Source organism: Micromonospora sp. NPDC048999, assembly GCF_040649295.1.
In the GTDB taxonomy this organism is placed as follows: Bacteria; Actinomycetota; Actinomycetes; order Mycobacteriales; family Micromonosporaceae; genus Micromonospora.
Window position 1 is genome coordinate 77,043 of the sequence record NZ_JBEZFI010000007.1, and the last position, 18,615, is coordinate 95,657.

The 18,615-nt window shown below is 74.1% G+C and carries 21 protein-coding genes; 17 read left to right on the forward strand and 4 right to left on the reverse strand.

What is annotated here, in order from left to right:
* Nucleotides 1-100: 100 nt before the first annotated feature.
* The 6 genes from AB0C02_RS11980 to AB0C02_RS12005 all read left to right on the forward strand — a co-directional run bounded on the left by AB0C02_RS11980 (nt 101) and on the right by AB0C02_RS12005 (nt 5,410).
* Nucleotides 101-520, forward strand: a complete 420-nt coding sequence (locus tag AB0C02_RS11980; protein ID WP_357545450.1) for a TraR/DksA C4-type zinc finger protein — start codon at nt 101-103, stop codon at nt 518-520.
* 67 nt (nt 521-587) lie between these two features.
* Nucleotides 588-1,214 (forward strand): signal peptidase II, encoded by a 627-nt coding sequence (lspA, locus tag AB0C02_RS11985; RefSeq protein WP_357545461.1) that lies wholly within the window; start codon nt 588-590, stop codon nt 1,212-1,214.
* A complete protein-coding gene (locus tag AB0C02_RS11990) occupies nt 1,211-2,155 on the forward strand; it encodes an RluA family pseudouridine synthase (RefSeq protein WP_357545468.1) in 945 nt (314 codons plus the stop codon). The genes lspA and AB0C02_RS11990 overlap by 4 nt, the downstream gene beginning before the upstream one ends.
* Nucleotides 2,156-2,164: 9 nt before the next feature.
* The gene (locus AB0C02_RS11995) at nt 2,165-3,070 is read left to right on the forward strand and encodes a hypothetical protein (RefSeq protein WP_357545472.1); all 906 of its coding nucleotides are present in this window, start codon (nt 2,165-2,167) and stop codon (nt 3,068-3,070) included.
* Nucleotides 3,071-3,212: 142 nt separating this feature from the next.
* Complete coding sequence (locus tag AB0C02_RS12000; protein WP_357545479.1) at nt 3,213-4,682, forward strand: AAA family ATPase; 1,470 nt, start codon at nt 3,213-3,215, stop codon at nt 4,680-4,682.
* 41 nt (nt 4,683-4,723) lie between these two features.
* A complete protein-coding gene (locus tag AB0C02_RS12005) occupies nt 4,724-5,410 on the forward strand; it encodes a DUF2567 domain-containing protein (protein WP_357545484.1) in 687 nt (228 codons plus the stop codon).
* Here the strand turns inward: AB0C02_RS12005 and AB0C02_RS12010 are convergent.
* Nucleotides 5,376-6,065, reverse strand: a complete 690-nt coding sequence (locus tag AB0C02_RS12010; RefSeq protein WP_357545490.1) for an LON peptidase substrate-binding domain-containing protein — start codon at nt 6,063-6,065, stop codon at nt 5,376-5,378. The genes AB0C02_RS12005 and AB0C02_RS12010 overlap by 35 nt on opposite strands.
* Nucleotides 6,066-6,172: 107 nt before the next feature.
* Here AB0C02_RS12010 and hisD point away from each other — a divergent pair, with 107 nt between their 5' ends.
* The 9 genes from hisD (at nt 6,173) to hisF (ending at nt 12,361) form a co-directional block, all read left to right on the forward strand.
* A complete protein-coding gene (gene hisD, locus AB0C02_RS12015; protein ID WP_357545501.1) occupies nt 6,173-7,495 on the forward strand; it encodes a histidinol dehydrogenase in 1,323 nt (440 codons plus the stop codon).
* Nucleotides 7,492-8,565 carry a histidinol-phosphate transaminase gene (locus tag AB0C02_RS12020; protein ID WP_357545510.1) on the forward strand — a complete coding sequence of 358 codons (1,074 nt, stop codon included), beginning with the start codon at nt 7,492-7,494 and terminating at the stop codon, nt 8,563-8,565. Before hisD ends, AB0C02_RS12020 begins: the two co-directional genes overlap by 4 nt.
* Nucleotides 8,562-9,173, forward strand: coding sequence for an imidazoleglycerol-phosphate dehydratase HisB (gene hisB, locus AB0C02_RS12025; RefSeq protein WP_357545522.1), 612 nt, complete (start codon nt 8,562-8,564; stop codon nt 9,171-9,173). Before AB0C02_RS12020 ends, hisB begins: the two co-directional genes overlap by 4 nt.
* Complete coding sequence (locus AB0C02_RS12030) at nt 9,173-9,349, forward strand: hypothetical protein (protein ID WP_357545537.1); 177 nt, start codon at nt 9,173-9,175, stop codon at nt 9,347-9,349. The genes hisB and AB0C02_RS12030 overlap by 1 nt, the downstream gene beginning before the upstream one ends.
* A 76-nt stretch (nt 9,350-9,425) precedes the next feature.
* Nucleotides 9,426-10,049: an imidazole glycerol phosphate synthase subunit HisH gene (gene hisH, locus AB0C02_RS12035; RefSeq protein WP_357545561.1), complete on the forward strand. Its 624-nt coding sequence runs from the start codon at nt 9,426-9,428 to the stop codon at nt 10,047-10,049.
* Nucleotides 10,050-10,116: 67 nt separating this feature from the next.
* Complete coding sequence (locus tag AB0C02_RS12040; protein WP_357545569.1) at nt 10,117-10,440, forward strand: hypothetical protein; 324 nt, start codon at nt 10,117-10,119, stop codon at nt 10,438-10,440.
* Nucleotides 10,441-10,456: 16 nt separating this feature from the next.
* Nucleotides 10,457-11,185 carry a bifunctional 1-(5-phosphoribosyl)-5-((5-phosphoribosylamino)methylideneamino)imidazole-4-carboxamide isomerase/phosphoribosylanthranilate isomerase PriA gene (gene priA / locus AB0C02_RS12045; RefSeq protein ID WP_357545584.1) on the forward strand — a complete coding sequence of 243 codons (729 nt, stop codon included), beginning with the start codon at nt 10,457-10,459 and terminating at the stop codon, nt 11,183-11,185.
* A complete protein-coding gene (locus tag AB0C02_RS12050) occupies nt 11,182-11,592 on the forward strand; it encodes a RidA family protein (protein WP_357545599.1) in 411 nt (136 codons plus the stop codon). The genes priA and AB0C02_RS12050 overlap by 4 nt, the downstream gene beginning before the upstream one ends.
* A 1-nt stretch (nt 11,593) precedes the next feature.
* Nucleotides 11,594-12,361, forward strand: a complete 768-nt coding sequence (gene hisF, locus AB0C02_RS12055) for an imidazole glycerol phosphate synthase subunit HisF (protein WP_357545614.1) — start codon at nt 11,594-11,596, stop codon at nt 12,359-12,361.
* Here hisF and AB0C02_RS12060 read toward each other — a convergent pair.
* Nucleotides 12,346-12,813: a hypothetical protein gene (locus AB0C02_RS12060; RefSeq protein WP_357545623.1), complete on the reverse strand. Its 468-nt coding sequence runs from the start codon at nt 12,811-12,813 to the stop codon at nt 12,346-12,348. The genes hisF and AB0C02_RS12060 overlap by 16 nt on opposite strands.
* A 142-nt stretch (nt 12,814-12,955) precedes the next feature.
* A complete protein-coding gene (locus AB0C02_RS12065; RefSeq protein WP_357545627.1) occupies nt 12,956-13,627 on the reverse strand; it encodes a hypothetical protein in 672 nt (223 codons plus the stop codon).
* A 58-nt stretch (nt 13,628-13,685) separates the two neighbouring features.
* Here AB0C02_RS12065 and AB0C02_RS12070 point away from each other — a divergent pair, with 58 nt between their 5' ends.
* Together AB0C02_RS12070 and AB0C02_RS12075 are read left to right on the forward strand one after the other, a co-directional pair.
* On the forward strand, nt 13,686-15,143 hold the full coding sequence (locus tag AB0C02_RS12070; protein ID WP_357545636.1) for a PLP-dependent aminotransferase family protein: 1,458 nt from the start codon (nt 13,686-13,688) through the stop codon (nt 15,141-15,143).
* Between the two features lie 74 nt (nt 15,144-15,217).
* Nucleotides 15,218-16,531 carry a low temperature requirement protein A gene (locus AB0C02_RS12075; RefSeq protein ID WP_357545643.1) on the forward strand — a complete coding sequence of 438 codons (1,314 nt, stop codon included), beginning with the start codon at nt 15,218-15,220 and terminating at the stop codon, nt 16,529-16,531.
* Between the two features lie 178 nt (nt 16,532-16,709).
* On the opposite strand, the gene AB0C02_RS12080 is transcribed toward AB0C02_RS12075, so the two are convergent.
* A complete protein-coding gene (locus AB0C02_RS12080) occupies nt 16,710-18,536 on the reverse strand; it encodes a long-chain fatty acid--CoA ligase (RefSeq protein WP_357545647.1) in 1,827 nt (608 codons plus the stop codon).
* Nucleotides 18,537-18,615 lie beyond the last annotated feature (79 nt).

Consider the following 18,615-nt stretch of genomic DNA (forward strand, 5'->3'; position numbering starts at 1 on the left):
GTGTCGCCGTGCACCGTTTCGTACATGGGGGACACACCAGGCCCGTGGACCCTGCCCAGGCACCGCCGACCGCCGCGGCACGCGGCCGAGGGAGCTGACGATGGCGAAGCCAGTCGACACCAGGACTGCCGGCCGCAAGCCGGTGACGAAGGCCACCCGCAGCGCGGCGGAGACCGAGAAGATCCGGGCCGCGCTGGCGGCACGGCGGGACGAGCTGAACGCCGAGTACGATCAGACGCTGAGCGAGATTACCGAGCTGCAGCGCGATCGGCTGACCGACTCGGCCGGGGACGACCAGGCCGACACCGGCACCAAGACGTTCGAGCGGGAGCAGGAGATCTCTCTCGCCAACAGCATCAAGGAACGAATCACGCAGGTCGAGCGTGCCCTGGAGCGCCTCGACGAGGGTGGGTACGGCTGGTGCGAGCGGTGCGGCAACCCGATTCCGGTGGAGCGGCTCGCCGCCTTCCCGTCGGCCACCCTCTGCGTGACCTGTAAGCAGCTGGAGGAGCGGCGCTGAGACTGCTCCCCGGCGACTAGATCGCCAGACGGTGAGGGTCACCGTCGCGAGCGTCGATGGGGAGCAGATGACCGCAGCACCGCCCGCCGGGTCCGGCACCGCCGAGTCGCGCCGCGGCACACCCCGCCGCAGGGCGGCCGGGGTCCTCCTCGGTGTCGCCCTGGTCTCGCTCGTCGCCGACCTGGTCACCAAGCAGTTCGCGCTCTCGGAGCTCACCGGCCGGGGCCCGGTGAAGCTGCTCGGCGGCGCCGTCTATCTCACCCTGACCCGCAACAGCGGCGCGGCCTGGAGCATCGGCTCCGGTCACACCTGGGTCTTCCCGCTGATCACCTTCGGGGTCATCGCCTGGATCGGCTGGATGGCGCTGCGGCTGCGCTCGCTGCCGTGGGCCGTCTCGCTCGGGCTGGTGCTCGGCGGGGCGCTGGGCAATCTCACCGACCGGATCTTCCGGGCGCCCGGGCACTTCGTCGGTCACGTGGTCGACATGATCAGCCTCTTCGACCCGTACGGCCAGGTGTGGCCGGTGTTCAACCTGGCCGACAGCTCCCTGGTGTGCGGGGTGGTCCTGGCCGTGCTGCTCGAGCTGACCGGCCGGCAGCGCGACGGCGGTCGGGCCGGCGCCGAGCCGGCGGAGCCCGCCGGGTCCGCGTCCACCGAGGCGACCCGCGGCGGCGAGCAGCGGGGGCGGGTATGACCTCCGTCTTCGCCGCCGGTGGCGATCACCGGTCCCTGCCGGTCCCCGACGGCCTCGACGGGATGCGGCTCGACCAGGCCGTCGCCCGGCTCTTCGGGCTCTCCCGGACCGCCGCCGCCGGCCTGGTCGACGCCGGGGACGCGCTGGTCGACGGCGTGGCGCGGGCCAACTCGCACAAGGTCAAGGCCGGCTCCTGGCTAGAGGTGACCCTGCCCGCGCCGGCCGCGCCGCCCACCGTGGTGCCGCAGGCTGTGCCGGGCCTGACCGTGGTCCACGCCGACGACGACATCGTGGTGGTGGACAAGCCGGTCGGGGTGGCCGCCCACCCGAGCCCCGGCTGGACCGGCCCGACCGTCATCGGCGGGCTGGCCGCGATCGGCCACCGGATCTCCACCAGCGGCGCCGCCGAACGGCAGGGCGTGGTGCACCGGCTCGACGTCGGCACCACCGGGATCATGGTGGTGGCCAAGAGCGAGCAGGCGTACACCGCGTTGAAGCGGGCCTTCAAGTACCGCGAGGTGGAGAAGCGCTACCACGCCGTGGTGCAGGGCCACCCGGACCCGCTGCGCGGCACCATCGACGCGCCGATCGACCGGCACCCGCACCACGACTACCGCTGGGCGGTGGTCTCCGGCGGCAAGCCGAGCGTCACCCACTACGACACCCTGGAGGCGTTCCCGGCGGCCAGCCTGCTCGACGTGAGGCTGGAGACCGGGCGTACCCACCAGATCCGGGTGCACTTCTCCACGCTGCGGCACCCGTGCGTTGGCGACCTCACCTACGGCGCGGACCCGACGCTGTCGGCCCGGCTCGGGCTGGCCCGGCAGTGGCTGCACGCCCGCTCGCTGAGCTTCCTGCACCCGCGTACGGGCGACGAGGTCACCTTCGTCAGCGACTACCCGGACGACCTGGCCCGGGCGTTGGAGATCCTCCGCGACTGACCGCCGCCCATGGACCCGACGAACATCGTGCCCGCCGACGCACCGCCGCGCCCGTCCCGGCGGTGGTCGGCGCGGTCCGGCCCGCTCACCTGGATCGCGCTGGTCTGCGCGCTGGCGGTGCTGGCCGTCGGGCTCTGGGACCGCCGGCGCGAGCCGGTGAGCGACCGTACGGTCGGCGAGGTCACCCGGGTCGGCGTGGTGGACGGCGACTCCATCCCGGACTACCAGCGGGCCGCCGCCGCCAGGCTGGCCGCCCTGACCGCACCGGCCACCCCGGGCCCGGGTGACTACGCCCTGGTCTCGTTCGCGGCCTACCTGACGCCGGCCCGGCTGGCCGACACGCTGGGCGGCACCCCGGTCTCCGCGGTGGTCGCCCGGGTGCCGCTGCCCGGCCGGCAGACCGAGATCGTCCGGATCGCCGCAATGCGCCTGCCCGACGACGTGCTCGGCGGGATGGCCGAGGTGGCCGCCCGCAAGGAGCGGGAGGCCGCCGACTACCGGGCCCGCGCCGCCGCCCCGTCGGCCTCCGCCGACGCCGAGCTGCGTCGGGTGTACGACGCGGGCGCGTCGGTCTCGGCCCGGGAGGCGGTCGCCTACCGGGCGGGCTGCGCCTGCGTGTACGCCGCTGTGGTCCGGGACACCCCGGACGCGCTGCGGGCCCTGGCCACCCGCCCCGACGTACGGGTGGTCGACGCCGCGCCGCGGGTGCGGCGGCTGGACCGTACGGTGTTCACCCCGCCGTTGCCCGAGCAGCGGGACGTCGTCCGGCCGCCGGCCGACACCGAACTGGACGGCCCGCCCGCCCCCGGCATGGGCGATTCGTCGGAAGCCGCACCGACGGTGGCGGGATCAGCACTCTCTCCCGGCCGCTCGGCGACCGGCGCGGGGCCGCCGAACCCCGCCCCCACCTCCTGAGACGTGCCCGCCGACAGGCGGCCGACCGGACCGGTGGCACGAAGGGCACCGGGCAGTGTGCGAAGCGTGGTGTGGTCCGGATACGGTTTCCTTCGTAGCCTGAGTCACAGGCAGAGATCGATGGGGCTGGGAGGGCGGAGGCGTGGACGGCAGCGAGACCGGCTGGGGTCGGCAGGCTGAGCCGGCACCGCGTTGGCGGGCGCTGCTCGACCGGGCCCGGCTCGGCGGTCGCGGCGGGGAGCAGGCTGAGACGGACCGCCGCGCCGAGGAGCAGCCACCGCCCGAGGCGCTGCCCCGGCGCGCTGCCGGCGCCGGCGCCGGCTGGACCGGGCGGGCGCAGCCCGTCGGGCCGCCCGTCGAGCCGTCGTACGGCACCGAGCAGCCCTACCGGGCCGAGGCGACCTACCGGGTGGAGCCGGCCTACCGGGCCGACCCGGGGTATGGTGCCGAGCCGCCGTACCGGGGCGAGCCGGCGTACCGCACCGAACCGGAACCGCCTGCCGAGCCGTCCCGGCGGGCCGAGCCGGCGTACCGGACCGACCCGGAGCCCGCACCCCCGCGCGGCCGGGGCAGTGCCCCCGTGGAGTCCCGGTACGCGCTGCTCGACGGCGGCTACCGGGCCGATCCGGCGCCGCCGGAGTCCCGGTACGCGCTGCTCGACCGGGGCCGCTACCGTCCGGAGAATCACCAGCCCCCGGAGCCGGCCCAGCCCGCCCCGACCTACTCGGCCCCGCCCGCCGCCGACGGCTACCCGCCGCGGACCGAGCGGGCCCGGGTGGACTGGCGCGCCCCGGCGCCGGACCCTGAGGTGGAGCGGGCCACCGGAGTGCTCCGCCGCGAGTTGGGCGGTCCGCGGGTGATCGCCTTCGCCAACCCGAAGGGCGGGGTGCACAAGACCACCGCGACCGTGCTCGCCGCGGCGACGGTGGGCAGCGTACGCGGACGTGGGGTGCTCGCCTGGGACGACAACGAGCTGCGCGGCACCCTCGGGCTGCGGGCCGGCAGTGCCCGGCACGCCCGCACCATCCGGCACCTGATCCACGACCTCGCCCAGATCGAGATCCTGGAGGGCAACACCCTGCTGGAGCACCTCGACGACTACCTGCGGCACGCCTCCGACGGCTCGTACGACGTGCTGGCCGGCGAGGAGAGCCCCCGGTTCGCCCAGCGGCTGGACCAGTTCACCGTCAAGCGGGTGCTGGAGCTGCTGCGGCGTACCCACGAGGTGGTCTGCGTGGACACCGGCAACAACGTGGAGAGCCCGAACTGGCGTACCGTCATGCAGGCCGCCGACCAGCTCGTGGTGACCACCGTGCCGCGCGAGGACGCCGCGTTCAGCGCCGACTGGATGCTCGACCTGCTGCACGAGGTGGGCATGGGTGAGCTGGCCGACAACGCGGTGACCCTGATCTCCTGCCCGACGCCGGGGCGCAGCACCCTGCAGGACGACCTGGAGCGGCACTTCGCCACTCGCACCCGGGCCGTCGCGGTGGTGCCCTACGATACGGCCCTGGAGACCGGCTCCTCGATCGAGTACCACCAGCTCCAGGCGGAGACCCGGCAGGCCTGGCTCAAGGCCGCCGCGGTGATGCTGGAGCCGTTCACCCGCTGACCGCCACCCCGCGCCGGCCCGCCGCCTGAGAGGATCACCGGGTGAGTTCGGACCCCCCTGACCCCGAGCGGGCCGCCGACCGTCCCGTCTCTGATCACCCGGCGCCCGAGCACCCGGCCGTCGCCGGTCGCGGCCGGCCGGTCTGGATCGCCCTCGGCGTCGCGCTCGTGCTGACCGGGTTGGGTGCGCCGCTGGGGCTGCTCTGGGCGGCCGTCGCGCCGGGCACCCCGGTGCTGAAGACCGCCGAGGGCGCCATCTACGCCACACCGCAGCCGGAGCAGCCGATCGCCGCCGATGGTTGGTTCAGCCTGCTCGGGCTCGGCTTCGGGGTGCTCGCCGCGCTCGCGTTGTGGTTCCTGCTGCGCCGCCGGCGCGGCCCGGTGGGCCTGCTCGCCGGGGCCCTGGGCGGCCTCGGTGCGGCGCTGGTGGCCTGGCAGCTCGGCCGCCGGCTCGGGCTGGGCACCTACCATCGGCTGCTGGCCACCGCGCCGGACGGAACCCCCTTCACCAAGCCCGCCGACCTGCGGGCCGGCGGCGTGGACTGGTTCCTGCACGTGCTGCCCGTGCCGTACGGCAACCTGCTGCTGCCCGCGTTGGGCGTGGCCGTGACGTACACCCTGCTGGCCGGCTGGTCGCGGTGGCCGTCGCTGCGCCCGGAGCCCGACGACGGCTGGCCGCCGGCCGGCCCCGAACTCAGTTCGACCCCGGGGGACCCGCCAGCTCGTTGAGCGGGACCGGGACCGCCCGGATATGGCGCAACAGTGACGCCTCCCGGTTGAGCAGGCGCAGCTCGGCCCGGAGCCGGGCGGCGGTGTCGTCGATGGCGAGCAACCGCTGACGGTCGGCGACGGTGAGCGCGGCGGTGGCGGCCACCAGGTGCGACAGCACGGTGGGATCCTCCGGCAGCTGCTCGGAGATCTCCTGCGGGCCGGGCCGGATCAGCCCCAGGTACTGCCGGAAGACCGAGATCACCCGGGGGGCGAGCAGGTCGGCGACTTCGTCGGTGCCGGCCGGTTCGGGCAGCCACTCCACCTCGGCGGTCAGGTAGGGCGCCTCGCTCTCGTCGACGTCGGCGATGCGGAACCGCCGCCGGCCCACCGTGACGATGTCGAAGCCGCCGTCGGCCAGCTCGGTGACCTGCCGCAGCTCGGCGGTGCAGCCCACCTCGTGCAGGGTCACCTCGCCGTCGGCCCGACCCGCGCCGAGGGCCGCCTCCCAGCCGGCCCGGATCGCCACCACCCCGAACTCCCGGGGGGCCTCCTCCGGCAGCTCGACCAGGTGGCGCACCAGTGCCCGGTAACGCTCCTCGAAGATGTGCAGCGGGAGAACCAGCCCGGGGAAGAGGACCGTCCCGAGCGGGAACACCGGCAGCCGTGCGGTCACGCGTCCGAGCGTAGCCCGACCGCGCCGGACCGGCGTGTCCCGGCTCACCGTCTCGCCGTACGGGCGGTGCCGGTCGGTCCGGGGGCGGCCCGCCTAGACTCGCAAGGGTGTTGACTCGGATCGACCTGCGCGGCGGGACGCGCGACCCGCGCCGCCTGCTGCCCCGTGCCCAGCTCGACGTGTCGGTGGCCGTCGAGAGGATCCGTCCCCTGGTCGAGGCGGTCCGGGACCATGGCTACCGGGCGATCCGGGAGGCGAGCGAACGGTTCGACGGCATCTCCCCGGAACGCCTGCGGGTGCCGGTCGAGACGATCCGCGAGGCCGAGGGGGCACTCGACCCGCAGGTCCGCGCGGCGCTGCTGGAGTCGATCAGCCGGGCCCGCCGGGTCCACGCCGATCAGCGCCGGGCCGACCACACCACCCAGGTGGTGCCGGGCGGCACGGTGACCGAGCGCTGGGTGCCGGTCGACCGGGTCGGCCTCTACGTCCCCGGTGGCCTGGCCATGTACCCGTCGACCGTGGTGATGAACGTCGTTCCCGCCCAGGCGGCCGGGGTCCGCTCGCTGGTGGTGGTCAGCCCGCCCCAGCAGGACAACGCCGGCCTGCCCGACCCGCGGGTTCTCGCGGCCTGCGCGCTGCTCGGCGTCGACGAGGTCTACGCGGTCGGCGGCGCCCAGGCGGTGGCCATGCTGGCGTACGGGTCGGCCGTCGACCCGGCCGGCGCCGAGCACTGCGCGCCGGTCGATCTGGTCACCGGCCCCGGCAACATCTGGGTCACCGCCGCCAAGCGGCTGCTGCGCGGCGTGGTCGGCATCGACGCCGAGGCCGGCCCCACCGAGATCGCCATCCTCGCCGACGACACCGCCGACCCGGCGCACGTCGCCGCCGACCTGATCAGTCAGGCCGAGCACGATCCGCTCGCCGCGAGCGTGCTGGTCACCCCGTCGGTGGCGCTCGCCGACGCGGTCGACGCGGAACTGGCCCGGCAGGTGCCGGCGGCCAAGCACGCCGAGCGGATCGCCACCGCGCTGGGCGGCGAGCAGAGCGGCGTCGTCCTCGTCGATGACCTCGAGGCGGGCCTGCGGGTGGTCGACGCGTACGCGGCCGAGCACCTGGAGATCCAGACCGAGCACCCCCGCGAGTGGGCGATGCGGGTACGCAACGCCGGGGCGATCTTCGTCGGCGCCTGGTCGCCGGTGTCGCTCGGCGACTACTGCGCCGGCTCCAACCACGTGCTGCCCACCGGCGGCTGCGCCCGGCACTCCTCCGGGCTGTCCGTGCAGTCCTTCCTGCGCGGCATCCACCTGGTCGAATACAGCCAGGACGCGTTGCGCGAGGTCGCCCCGCACGTGGTCACCCTGGCCGGCGTCGAGGACCTGCCGGCGCACGGGCAGGCGGTCAGCGTGCGCTTCCCGGGAGAGATCTCGTGACGACCTTGGGCGACCTGCCGATCCGCGACGATCTGCGCGGGCTCACGCCGTACGGGGCGCCGCAGCTCGACGTGCCGGTCCGGCTGAACACCAACGAGAACTCCTACCCGCTGCCCGAGGCGGTGGTGGACGCGATTGCCAAGGCCCTCGCGGCGGAGCTGCGCGACCTCAACCGCTACCCGGACCGGGACGCCGGGGCGCTCCGCGCCGACCTGGCGGCCTACCTGGGCCACGGGCTCACCGTCGACCAGGTCTGGGCGGCCAACGGCTCAAACGAGATCCAGCAGCAGCTGCTGCAGGCGTTCGGCGGCCCCGGCCGCACCGCGCTCGGCTTCACCCCGGCCTACTCGATGCACCCGCTGCTGGCGCTCGGCACCGGCACCGGTTGGGTCCCCGCCGAGCGCGGCGTCGACTTCGGCCTGACCGCGGCCGACGCGGTCGCCCAGGTCCGGGCGCACCGGCCCGACGTGGTCTTCCTCTGTTCGCCGAACAACCCGACCGGCACCGCGCTCGCCCCGGCCGTGGTCGCCGCCGTGCTGGACGAGGCGCCCGGCATGGTGATCGTGGACGAGGCGTACGCCGAATTCGCCCGACCGGGGACGGTCAGCGCCCTCGCCGTGCTGCCCGACCACCCCCGGCTGGTCGTCACCCGGACGATGAGCAAGGCGTTCGGCTTCGCCGGCGGGCGGCTCGGCTACCTGGCCGCCGACCCGGCCGTCGTGCAGGCGGTGCAGCTCGTACGACTGCCCTACCATCTCTCCGTGCTCACCCAGGCCGCCGCCCGCGCGGCGCTGGCGCACCGCGACGCCCTGCTCGGCACGGTCGCCGCGATCATGCAGCAGCGCGACCGGATCGTGGCGGAGTTGCGCGCCCGGGGGCACCGGGTCGCCGACAGCGACGCCAACTTCGTCCTCTTCGCCGTCGGCGGCGACCAGGCCGCCGCCTGGCGCACCCTGCTGGATGCGGGTGTGCTGGTCCGCGACGTCGGCCTGCCGGGCTGGCTGCGGGTCACCGCCGGCACGTCCGCCGAGACCGACGCTTTCCTTTCCGCCATGGAGAAAATCCGATGAGTCGCACCGCCCGGATCGAGCGGGTCACCAAGGAGACCAAGGTCCTCGTCGAGCTCGACCTCGACGGCACCGGCCGGGCCGACATCGAGACCGGCGTCGGCTTCTACGACCACATGCTGCACCAGATCGCCCGGCACGGCGGCTTCGACCTGACCGTGCACACCGTCGGCGACCTGGAGATCGACGCGCACCACACCATGGAGGACACCGCGCTGGCCCTGGGCGCCGCGTTCGACCGGGCGCTGCGCGACAAGGCCGGCATCCGGCGGTACGGCTCGGCCACCGTCCCGATGGACGAGGTCCTGGTCCGCGCCGCGGTCGACCTGTCCGGCCGGCCGTACGTGGTGCACGACGAGCCGCCGCTCGCGCCGTACATCGGGCCGGTCTACCCGACCAGCATGACCCGGCACATCTGGGAGTCGTTCGGCCAGGCCGCCCGGATCACCCTGCACGTCGACGTGCTGCGGGCGGCCCGCCCCGGTGGCCACCCGGACGCCCACCACGTGGTCGAGGCGCAGTTCAAGGCGGTGTCCCGGGCGCTGCGCGAGGCCACCGCCATCGACCCGAGCGCGCGGGGCGCGATTCCCAGCACGAAGGGGGCCCTGTGATGGGCGGGGTGCTGCCGACGCTGCTGCTGATCCTGGCCGGGGTGCTGGTCGGCGGGACGTGGTCGCTGCACAAGCAGGGCGCGCCGCGCGGCACGGTGGTGGTCGTCGGGCTGCTGGCCGTGCTGGCCACCGCCGGCGGGCTCCTCTGGCTGCTGCCGGTCGGAGGGTCGGCATGAGCGAGCGTCAGCGAGCGAATCATCGGCACAGCGCCGTGGTGCCTCATGGCGGCACGGAACGCAGCGGAGTGCCGGCATGAGCGAGCGGGTGGTGGTGCTCGACTACGGCTCGGGCAACCTGCGCTCGGCCGAGCGCGCCCTGGCGCGGGCCGGCGCGGACGTCACCGTGACCGACGACCTGTCCGCCGCCGCCGAGGCCGAGGGCCTGGTGGTGCCGGGGGTCGGCGCGTTCGCCGCCTGTATGGCCGGCATCGAGGCGCTGGGCGCCGGGCCGGTCATCGCCGAGCGGGTCGCCGCCGGCCGGCCGGTGCTCGGCATCTGCATCGGCATGCAGGTGCTCTTCGAGCACGGCGACGAGCACGGGGTGGTTACCAAGGGTCTCGGCCTGCTGCCGGGCGGGGTGACCCGGCTGCCGGCGGAGCGGCTGCCGCACATGGGCTGGAACACCGTGCACGCGCCGGTGGGGTCGGTGCTCTTCGCCGGCCTGCCGGCCGACGCCCGGTTCTACTTCGTCCACTCGTACGGGGTGACCGAGCCCGCCGCGCTGGCCGCGACCGGGGCGGCGGTGACCACCGCCGAGCACGGGGCCGAGTTCGTCGCCGCCGTGGAGCGGGGTGTGCTGTCGGCGGCCCAGTTCCACCCGGAGAAGTCGGCCGACACCGGTGCCGCCCTGCTGCGTAACTGGCTCGCGACGCTGTGAGCGCGAGGAGTGAGCCGGGTTTGCGAGCCCCGCAGTCGCGAATGAAGGTGGGCACGGTGAGCGCGAGGTGAGCAAGGAGCGGGCCCGCCGCCGGGAGGCCCGTGAGGCCGAGCTTGAGCGGGAGCGTGCCGCCCGTCGCCGCCGGGTGGCGCGCCGGGAGCGCCGCCGCGCCCTGGTACGCCGGCTGACCCCGCGTCTGCGGCGCGGCCGGACGGGCCGGCTGGCTCGGCACACCCGGGGCGAGCGCGCCGCGATCGTGCTGCTCACCGGGTTGGCGGTGGTCGGCATCTGGACTTTCGTCGACGATCTGGCGCTGCGGCTGGCGCTGGTCGTGCTGTTGCTGCTGGTCCTGCCGGCGATCGTGGTGATCGCCCTGGATCGTCGTACCTGATGCGAGGAGAAGAGTTTTGAGCCTCACCCTGTTGCCCGCCGTGGACGTCGCCGACGGTCAGGCCGTCCGGCTCGTGCAGGGCGCCGCCGGCAGCGAGACCGCGTACGGCGACCCGCTCGAAGCGGCTCTCGCCTGGCAGTCCGACGGCGCGGAGTGGATCCACCTGGTCGACCTGGATGCCGCCTTCGGCCGGGGTTCCAATGCCGCCCTGCTCGCCGAGCTGGTGGGGAAGCTGGACGTGCAGGTGGAGCTCTCCGGCGGGATCCGGGACGACGCGTCGCTGCGGGCCGCCCTCGCGACCGGGGCGGCCCGGGTCAACATCGGCACGGCCGCGCTGGAGGACCCGCAGTGGTGCGACCGGATCTGCGGCGAGTACGGCGACCGGGTGGCGATCGGGCTGGACGTGCGCGGCCGTACCCTCGCCGCGCGGGGCTGGACCCGCGAGGGCGGTGACCTGTACGAGGTGCTGGCGCGGCTGGACAAGGCGGGCGCCTCCCGCTACGTCGTCACCGACATCACCAAGGACGGCACCATGCGCGGGCCGAACCTGGACCTGCTCCGTGAGGTGTGCGCCCGCACCGACGCCCCGGTGATCGCCTCCGGTGGCGTCTCCACCCTGGACGACCTGCGTGCCCTGGCCGGCCTGGAGCCGCTGGGCGTGGAGGGCGTGATCGCCGGCAAGGCGCTGTACGCCGGGGCGTTCAACGTCGCCGAGGCCCTCGCCACGCTGCGGGCCGCCGGGTGACCGTCCCCACCGTCACCCGGCTCGGCTCGGGTGGTCCCTGGGAGGCCCGGTACGGCTACTCGCGGGTGGTCCGGGCCGGCGATCTGGCGATCACCGCCGGTTGCACCTCGACGGTCGACGGCCGGGTGGCGCACGTCGGGGACGCGGCGGCGCAGACCGCCCAGGCGCTGCGGATCGGCCTGGCCGCGCTCGCCGAGGTGGGCGCGGGGCCGGCCGACGTGATCCGGACCCGGCTGTACGTGACCGACCGAAGCCACGCCGACGAGGTCGGGCGGGCGCACCAGGCGGTGTTCGGGGTGGTCCGTCCGGTGGCGACCATGGTCGTCGTGGCCGGGCTGATCGACGAGGACCACCTGGTCGAGGTCGAGCTGGAGGCCTACCTGCCCCAGCAGCGGATAGGCTCGTAGCATGACGGTGGCGGTACGGGTGATCCCTTGTCTGGACGTGGACGCCGGGCGGGTGGTCAAGGGGGTCAACTTCCGCGACCTGCGGGACGCCGGCGACCCGGTGGAGTTGGCCGCGGCGTACGACCGGGCCGGCGCGGACGAGCTGACCTTCCTTGACGTCACCGCCTCGTCGACCGATCGGGGCACCATGCTCGACGTGGTCCGGCGCACCGCCGAGTCGGTCTTCATCCCGCTCACCGTGGGCGGCGGTGTCCGAGCGGTCGCCGACGTCGACACCCTGCTGCGCGCGGGTGCGGACAAGGTCGGGGTGAACACCGCGGCGATCGCCCGGCCGGAGCTGCTTACCGAGATCGCCGACCGGTTCGGTCGGCAGGTGCTGGTGCTCTCGCTCGACGTGCGGCGCGCGCCGGCCGGCGGTACGCCGAGCGGCTTCGAGGTGACCACGCACGGCGGTCGCCGGGGCGCCGGCCTCGACGCGGTCGAGTGGGCTCGGCGCGGTGCCGAGCTGGGCGCGGGGGAGATCCTGCTCAACTCGATGGACGCCGACGGCACGAAGGCCGGCTTCGACCTGTCGTTGATCCGGGCCGTCCGGGAGGTCGTCGACGTACCGGTGATCGCCAGTGGCGGCGCCGGCGCGGTGGCGCACTTTCCGCCGGCGATCGGCGCGGGCGCCGACGCAGTGCTGGCGGCGAGCGTCTTCCACTTCGGCGAGCTGACCGTCGGCGAGGTCAAGGACGCCCTACGCGGCGCCGGTCACCCCGTGCGCTGACCCGGGTGGCCCTCGGGGGAGCGGCGCGGCATCGGGATGGAGCGGACGACGTACTCCTGAACGGCGGCGGCGTGGTCGTCCTCGGCGAGGCGCCAGTCGGACTCGCCCGGGGCGTGCTGGCGGCTCAGCACTCCCTGCACCGTGTCGACGGTGGTCCCCAGACCGGCGCTCGGCCGGGTGCGCCACAGCCGTTCGCCGTCCGGGGTGATCCGGAACCAGCCGTCGGAGACGCTGACCAGGCCCGCGCCGGTCAGCCGGCGGACCGCTCCCTCCACTTCGTGCCGGTCGGGGATGGACCGGTTGAGGTAATCGGCGGTCGAGAGGACGTCAGCGAGGCGGACTCCCTCCGGACGACGGCTGGCGGCCGCCCGGCGGTGTCGCCCGGCGCCGCTCGCGATCACCAGCGCGACGAAGATCCAGGCGTCGGTCCGGCGCCATTCGTTCTCCCCCATGCACGAATGATGCCCGGTGAAGGTGGCTGAGGAAACACCTGGTGTCGTCCGTCGGGTGTCACCGCAGCTCACCGTGCTGTTGCCCGTCCCATTCCCTGGCCGCCGGGGCAGGCCGGGATGAGGTTGCGTGGTCGAGCGGGGGTCAGGCCGTCTCGCCGGCCGGCTGCGGCGTGCAGCTGACCAGCTCCGCGGCGGCCGGCGCCGGCTGCGCGGGCACCGCGAAGAGCGGGATGAAGACCTGGGCGAGCGGCCCGATGGCGAGCGCGTAGGCGACGGTGCCGATGCCGACCGTGCCGCCGAGCAGCCAGCCGAGCGCCAGCACGGCCACCTCGATGACGGTGCGGACCAGCCGGATGGACCGGCCGGGACGGCGGGCGACATACCCGGTCATCAGACCGTCACGCGGGCCGGCGCCGAGCGCCGCGCCCAGGTAGAGCCCGGTGGCCGCGCCGTTGGCGATGATCCCGACGACCAGCATCCCGACCCGCACCGGCAGCCCCGGGTCGGATGGCAGCAGGGCCAGGGTGGCGTCCAACACCAGGCCGATCACCACCACGTTGCTTACCGTGCCGAGGCCGGGGCGCTGCCGCAGCGGGATCCAGAGCAGCAGGACGGCGGCGCCGACCGCGATGGTGACCGTGCCGACGGTCAGCCCGGTCTGCCGGGCGAGGCCCTGGTGGAAGACGTCCCACGGGTCGAGGCCGAGGCCGGACCGGATCATCAACGCCATGCTGACGCCGTATAGGGCGAGCCCGACGTAGAGCTGGGTGAGCCGCCGGGTCGGCCGGTACCGGAGATTGCCGATCGCTGCCATGCATGCCACTCTAGGGGCCAATTCTGGCCAGAATAGAGCCAATTACGGAGGGGTGGCTATGACGAGTCAGGTGCGTGGCGTCCAATTGGCTCGGCTGCTCGGTCAGTGGCACGCTCTGCCCGGCCGTCGGCGCAGCCCCGACTACGCCGCGCTCGCCGCCGCCGTCCGCGGCCTGCTCGCCGACGGTCGGCTACCCCTGGGGGTACGCCTGCCCGCCGAGCGGGAGCTGGCGGAGGCGCTGCGGGTCAGCCGAACCACCGTCACCGCGGCGTACCGGGAGCTGCGGGAGAGCGGCCACCTGGCCAGCCGCCGGGGTGCCGGGAGCTGGACCATGCTGCCCGGCACCCACCGGGTGGCCAGCACCGGGCTCTGGACCCCGATCGACGACCGGGACATGATCGACCTCGGGGTGGCCGCGCTCGCCGCGCCGCCACAGCTCCTGGCGGCCGCTCGGGCCGCCACCGAGGACCTGCCGCGCTACCTCGGCGGCGCCGGCTACCACCCGACCGGCATCATCGAGCTGCGCGAGGCGGTGGCCCACGCGTACACCGAGCGGGGGCTGTCGACCAGCCCGGAGCAGATCATGGTCACCAGCGGCACCCAGCACGCGCTGGACCTGGTGCTGCGGCTGGCCCTGTCGCCCGGCGGCGGGGTGCTGGTGGAGTCCCCGACCTATCCCAACGCCCTCGCCGCGCTGTCCGCCCGTCGGGCTCGGATCACCACCCACGGCCTGGCGACCGACGGCGCCGGCTGGGACGCCGACCTGCTGCTGGGCAGCATCCGGCAGGCCCGGCCGAAGGTGGCCTACCTGATCCCCGAGTTCCAGAACCCGACCGGTCACCTCATGGACACCGGGCTGCGCGAGCGGCTCGTCGGGGCCGCCCACGCCGCCGGGACCGACCTGGTCATCGACGAGTCCTTCGTGGACCTGCCGTTGGACGGCACCCCGTTGCCGCCGCCGGTCGCCACGTTCGACAGGCACTCCCGGGTGATCAGCATCGGCGGGATGAGCAAGCCGTACTGGGGTGGGCTGCGGATCGGTTGGGTCCGGGCGTCCGCTCCGCAGGTGCAGCGGCTCGCTGCCGCGCGGGTCGGCGTCGACATGGCCAGCCCGGTGCTCGACCAGCTGCTCGCGGTGCACCTGCTGGCCGAGGCCTCGAACATCGTGACCGCCCGGCGGACCCAGCTCGCCACCCAGCGGGACGCGCTGGTCAGCGCGCTCGCCGTGCGGCTGCCCGACTGGCGGGTCGCGGTGCCGCGCGGCGGTGTCACGCTCTGGGCCGAGCTGGACGGACCGATCTCCAGCGCGCTGGCCCGGGCGGCCGAGGAGGTCGGCGTACGCCTGGCGCCCGGGCCCCGGTTCGGCCTGGACGGCACCCTCGAACGGTTCCTGCGGCTGCCCTTCACGCTGCCCGCCGCCGATCTGGTGGAGGCGGTCGGCCGGCTCGCCGCCGTCCGCTACGACCTGGACCGGGCCGGCCGCCCGCAGTGGCGGGAGCCGTCCGTCATCGCCTGACCGCGCAGCCCCGGCCGGACGTGGAGCTGCCCGGTTCGGGCTCGCCGGGCCACCCGGGCTGCGAGACTGCGCGGGTGGGGAACAGCGGCGGCACCCGGTGGTCGAGCCTGGTCAGGCTCGGCGCGCCGGGGTCCCGGGTGACCCGGCTGGAGCTCTTCTACGACCTCGTCTTCACCTTCGCGTTCCTCACCGTCACCGGCCTGACCGCGAGCCGGCCCAGCTGGGTCAACCTTTTCCGGGCCCTGCTCATGCTGGCGCTGCTCTGGTGGAGCTGGCAGGGTTTCGCCGGCATCGGCAACGTCGTCCGCGCCGACCAGGGCGTGCTGCCGGCGGTCGGCTTCGTCATCGGTGCGGCCACCTTCCTGCTGGTGCTGAGCATCCCGGGCGCGTTCGTCAGCGAGCCAGGTGGGCTGAACGGCCCGCTCGTCTTCGCCGTCTGCTACTTCCTGGTCCGTGCCGCGCAGCTCGCGGTCTTCGGCTGGGTGGCCCGGTCCGACCCGGCCGCGTTCCGGCTCTGGCGGCAGCTCGCCGCCCTGCCGGTGATCGCCACGGTGCTGCTGGTCATCGCCGGGCAGGTGCCAACCCGGGTCACCTCCGGCGCCCTGGAGACCGGGCTACAACTCGGCTTCTGGACGGCGGCGGTGCTGGTGGAGTACGTTCCGGGCATCGTCCTGGGTGGCTCGTACTGGGTGGTGGCCTCTGCCGGGCACTGGGCGGAGCGCCACAGCCTGATCATCCTGGTCGCGCTCGGTGAGTCGATCATCGCGCTCGGGCTCGGGCCGAAGGCCATCAGCGCGCTGCCGCTGACCTGGCCGGTGATCACCGCCGCGGTGCTCGGCATCGCGATCGCCGCGGCGCTCTGGTGGGCGTACTTCGACACCCTCGCCCCCGGGATGGAGCAGCGGCTGCACGCCGCCCGTGAGCCGGACGCCCGGGCCCCGCTGGCCCGGAACGCGTACACCTACCTGCACCTGCCGATGGTCGCCGGGATCATCTTCTTCGCGCTCGGGCTCAAGGATCAGCTCGCCGAGGCGGCGTTGCCTGACACGCCGCCCTGGGGGGATCCGCTCGGTGCGTACTGGGTGACCGTCCTCTACGGCGGGGTCGCCGTCTACCTGCTCAGCATCGCCGGCTGCGCGCTGCTGGTGCTGCGCGCCGTGCGCTGGCCGCTGCTGGCGGGGGTGGTGGTGATCGTCCTGGTCGCCCTGGGGGCGGCGGGGCTGCCGGAGTTGGTGGCGGTGGCGGTGCTGGCGGTGCTCTGCGTCGTCACCATGGTGGCCGAGACGCTCCGCGAGACCGGCCGGCGGCGGCAGATCCGGGAGCTCGCGCTGGAGGAACAGTTCGCGGTCGAGGTGGAGCAGAGCCGGTGGCGCCGGCAGCACCTGTGACCGGCCCCGGGCGCGGCGGTGGCCGTGCCCCGAGACGGAGGGGCACGGCCACCGGTGGATGAGGGACGACGGCTCCAGGTCGCGGCGCGGCGCCAGACCGGCCTTCATTCGGTCCGGAGCGCCGTCTAGCGGCGCGGAGACCGAATTATGGCCGCCAGCCGAGCTGGAGTTGTCGAAGCTACAGCTCGGCGAGGCTGCCCGCGTACATCTTCTCGATCTCGGCGGCGAAGTTGCTCTCCACGCTCCGACGCTTGATCTTCATCGACGGGGTGATCTCGCCGTGCTCGATGGCGAGGTCGCGGGGGAGGACGGTCACCTTCTTGACCGTCTCCCAGCGGTTGAGCTTGGCGTTGAGCTCCGCCAGGTGGCCCTCGACCATCGCCTGCGCCTCAGGCGAGGTGACGATGTCGGCGTAGTCGCGGCCGTCGAGGGGGCCGCCGGCCGCCCAGTCCCGGATCGCGTCCGGGTCGAGGGTGACCAGCATGGTGCAGTAGTTGCGGGCCTGCCCGATGACCATCGCCTGCGAGGTGTACGGGCAGATCGCCTTGAACATGCCCTCGATGTGCGACGGGGCGATGTACTTCCCGCCCGAGGTCTTGACCAGGTCCTTCTTCCGGTCGGTGATCCGCAGGTAGCCGTCGTCGTCGAGGCTGCCGATGTCCCCGGTGCGGAAGAAGCCGTCGTCGGTGAACGCGGCGGCGGTCTCCTCGGGCAGGTTGTGGTAGCCGCGCATCACGGGCCGGCCGCGGACCAGGATCTCGCCGTCGGTGTCGATCCGGCACTCGAGGTCGCCCATCGCCCGACCCACGGTGCCGATGCGCAGCCCGTCCGGCGGGTTGACGAAGTTGCCCGCGCTGCTCTCGGTGAGGCCGTACCCCTCGGAGATGGGCAGGTTGGCGGCGGCGAAGAAGGTGGCGATCTCCTGGCTGAGCGGCGCCGCGCCGGAGACCAGCACCCGGATCCGGCCGCCGAGCCGGGCCTGGAGCTTGCTGAACACCAGCTTCTCGGCCAGCGCGTACCGCAGCTTCAGCCCGGTCGGAAGCGGCCTGCCGGCCTGTTCCAGGGCGACCTTCTCCTTGCCCACCGCGACGCCCCAGGCGAAGATCTTCGCCTTCGCGCCGCCGGCGTCCTGGGCCGTGGTGACCGCCTTGTTGTAGACCTTCTCGAAGACCCGGGGCGCGCCGCACATCAGCGTCGGCCGGACCACGGCGAGCAGCTCGACCAGCTTCTCCACCCGACCGTCGACGTAGGTGGGCAGGCCGACGTGGGTGGCGCCGCAGAGCAGCGTCTTGCCGAACGAGTGGGACAGCGGCAGCCAGAGGTACTGGAGGTCGTCGTCGCGGAGCAGCTTCACCTCCTCCTGCGCCACCCCCTCCCAGCACCAGCCGCCGTGCAGCAGTTCGACGCCCTTGGGCTGGCCGGTGGTGCCCGAGGTGTAGATCAGGGTGGCCAGGTGGTCCGGGCCGATGCCGGCGACCAGCATGTCGACGAGGTTCGGCTCGTTGGCCAGGGCCCGGGTGCCCCGCTCCTCCAGGTCGGCCAGGGTGAGTTGCGGGACGGCCGCGGCCGGGTCCGGTTCGCCGTCGAAGAGCACCACGTGGGTCAGCGCCGGCAGCTCCGCGCCGACGATCTTCGCTGCCTGGGCCGGGTCCTCGGCGAATAGCACCCTCGACCCGGAGTCGGCGATGATGTAGGTCGCGTCGTCCGGCTCGGTGGTCGGGTAGACGGTGGTGGTGGCGCCGCCCGCGCACATGATGCCGAAGTCGGCGATCACCCAGTCGAGCCGGGTGTTTGCCAGGATCGCCACCGGGTCCTCCAGGCCGACGCCGAGCCCGTGCAGGCCGGCCGCGACCGCCTTGGCGCGCTGCCCGACCTGCTCCCAGCTCAGCCAGACCGGCCCGGAGTCGTCCGGGGCGGGATGGCCGAACGCGGGCCGGTCCGGGGTCGCCGCCACGCGCTTGAGGAACATGTCGGGAATGGAACGGTACGGTACATCGAGAGCCATCGCGGTAGCCGCCTTCAGGGATGGGAGGGACGTGATGGGGGTCACGTCGGCCTGCGGTTACCGAAGAGTATGGCCTGTT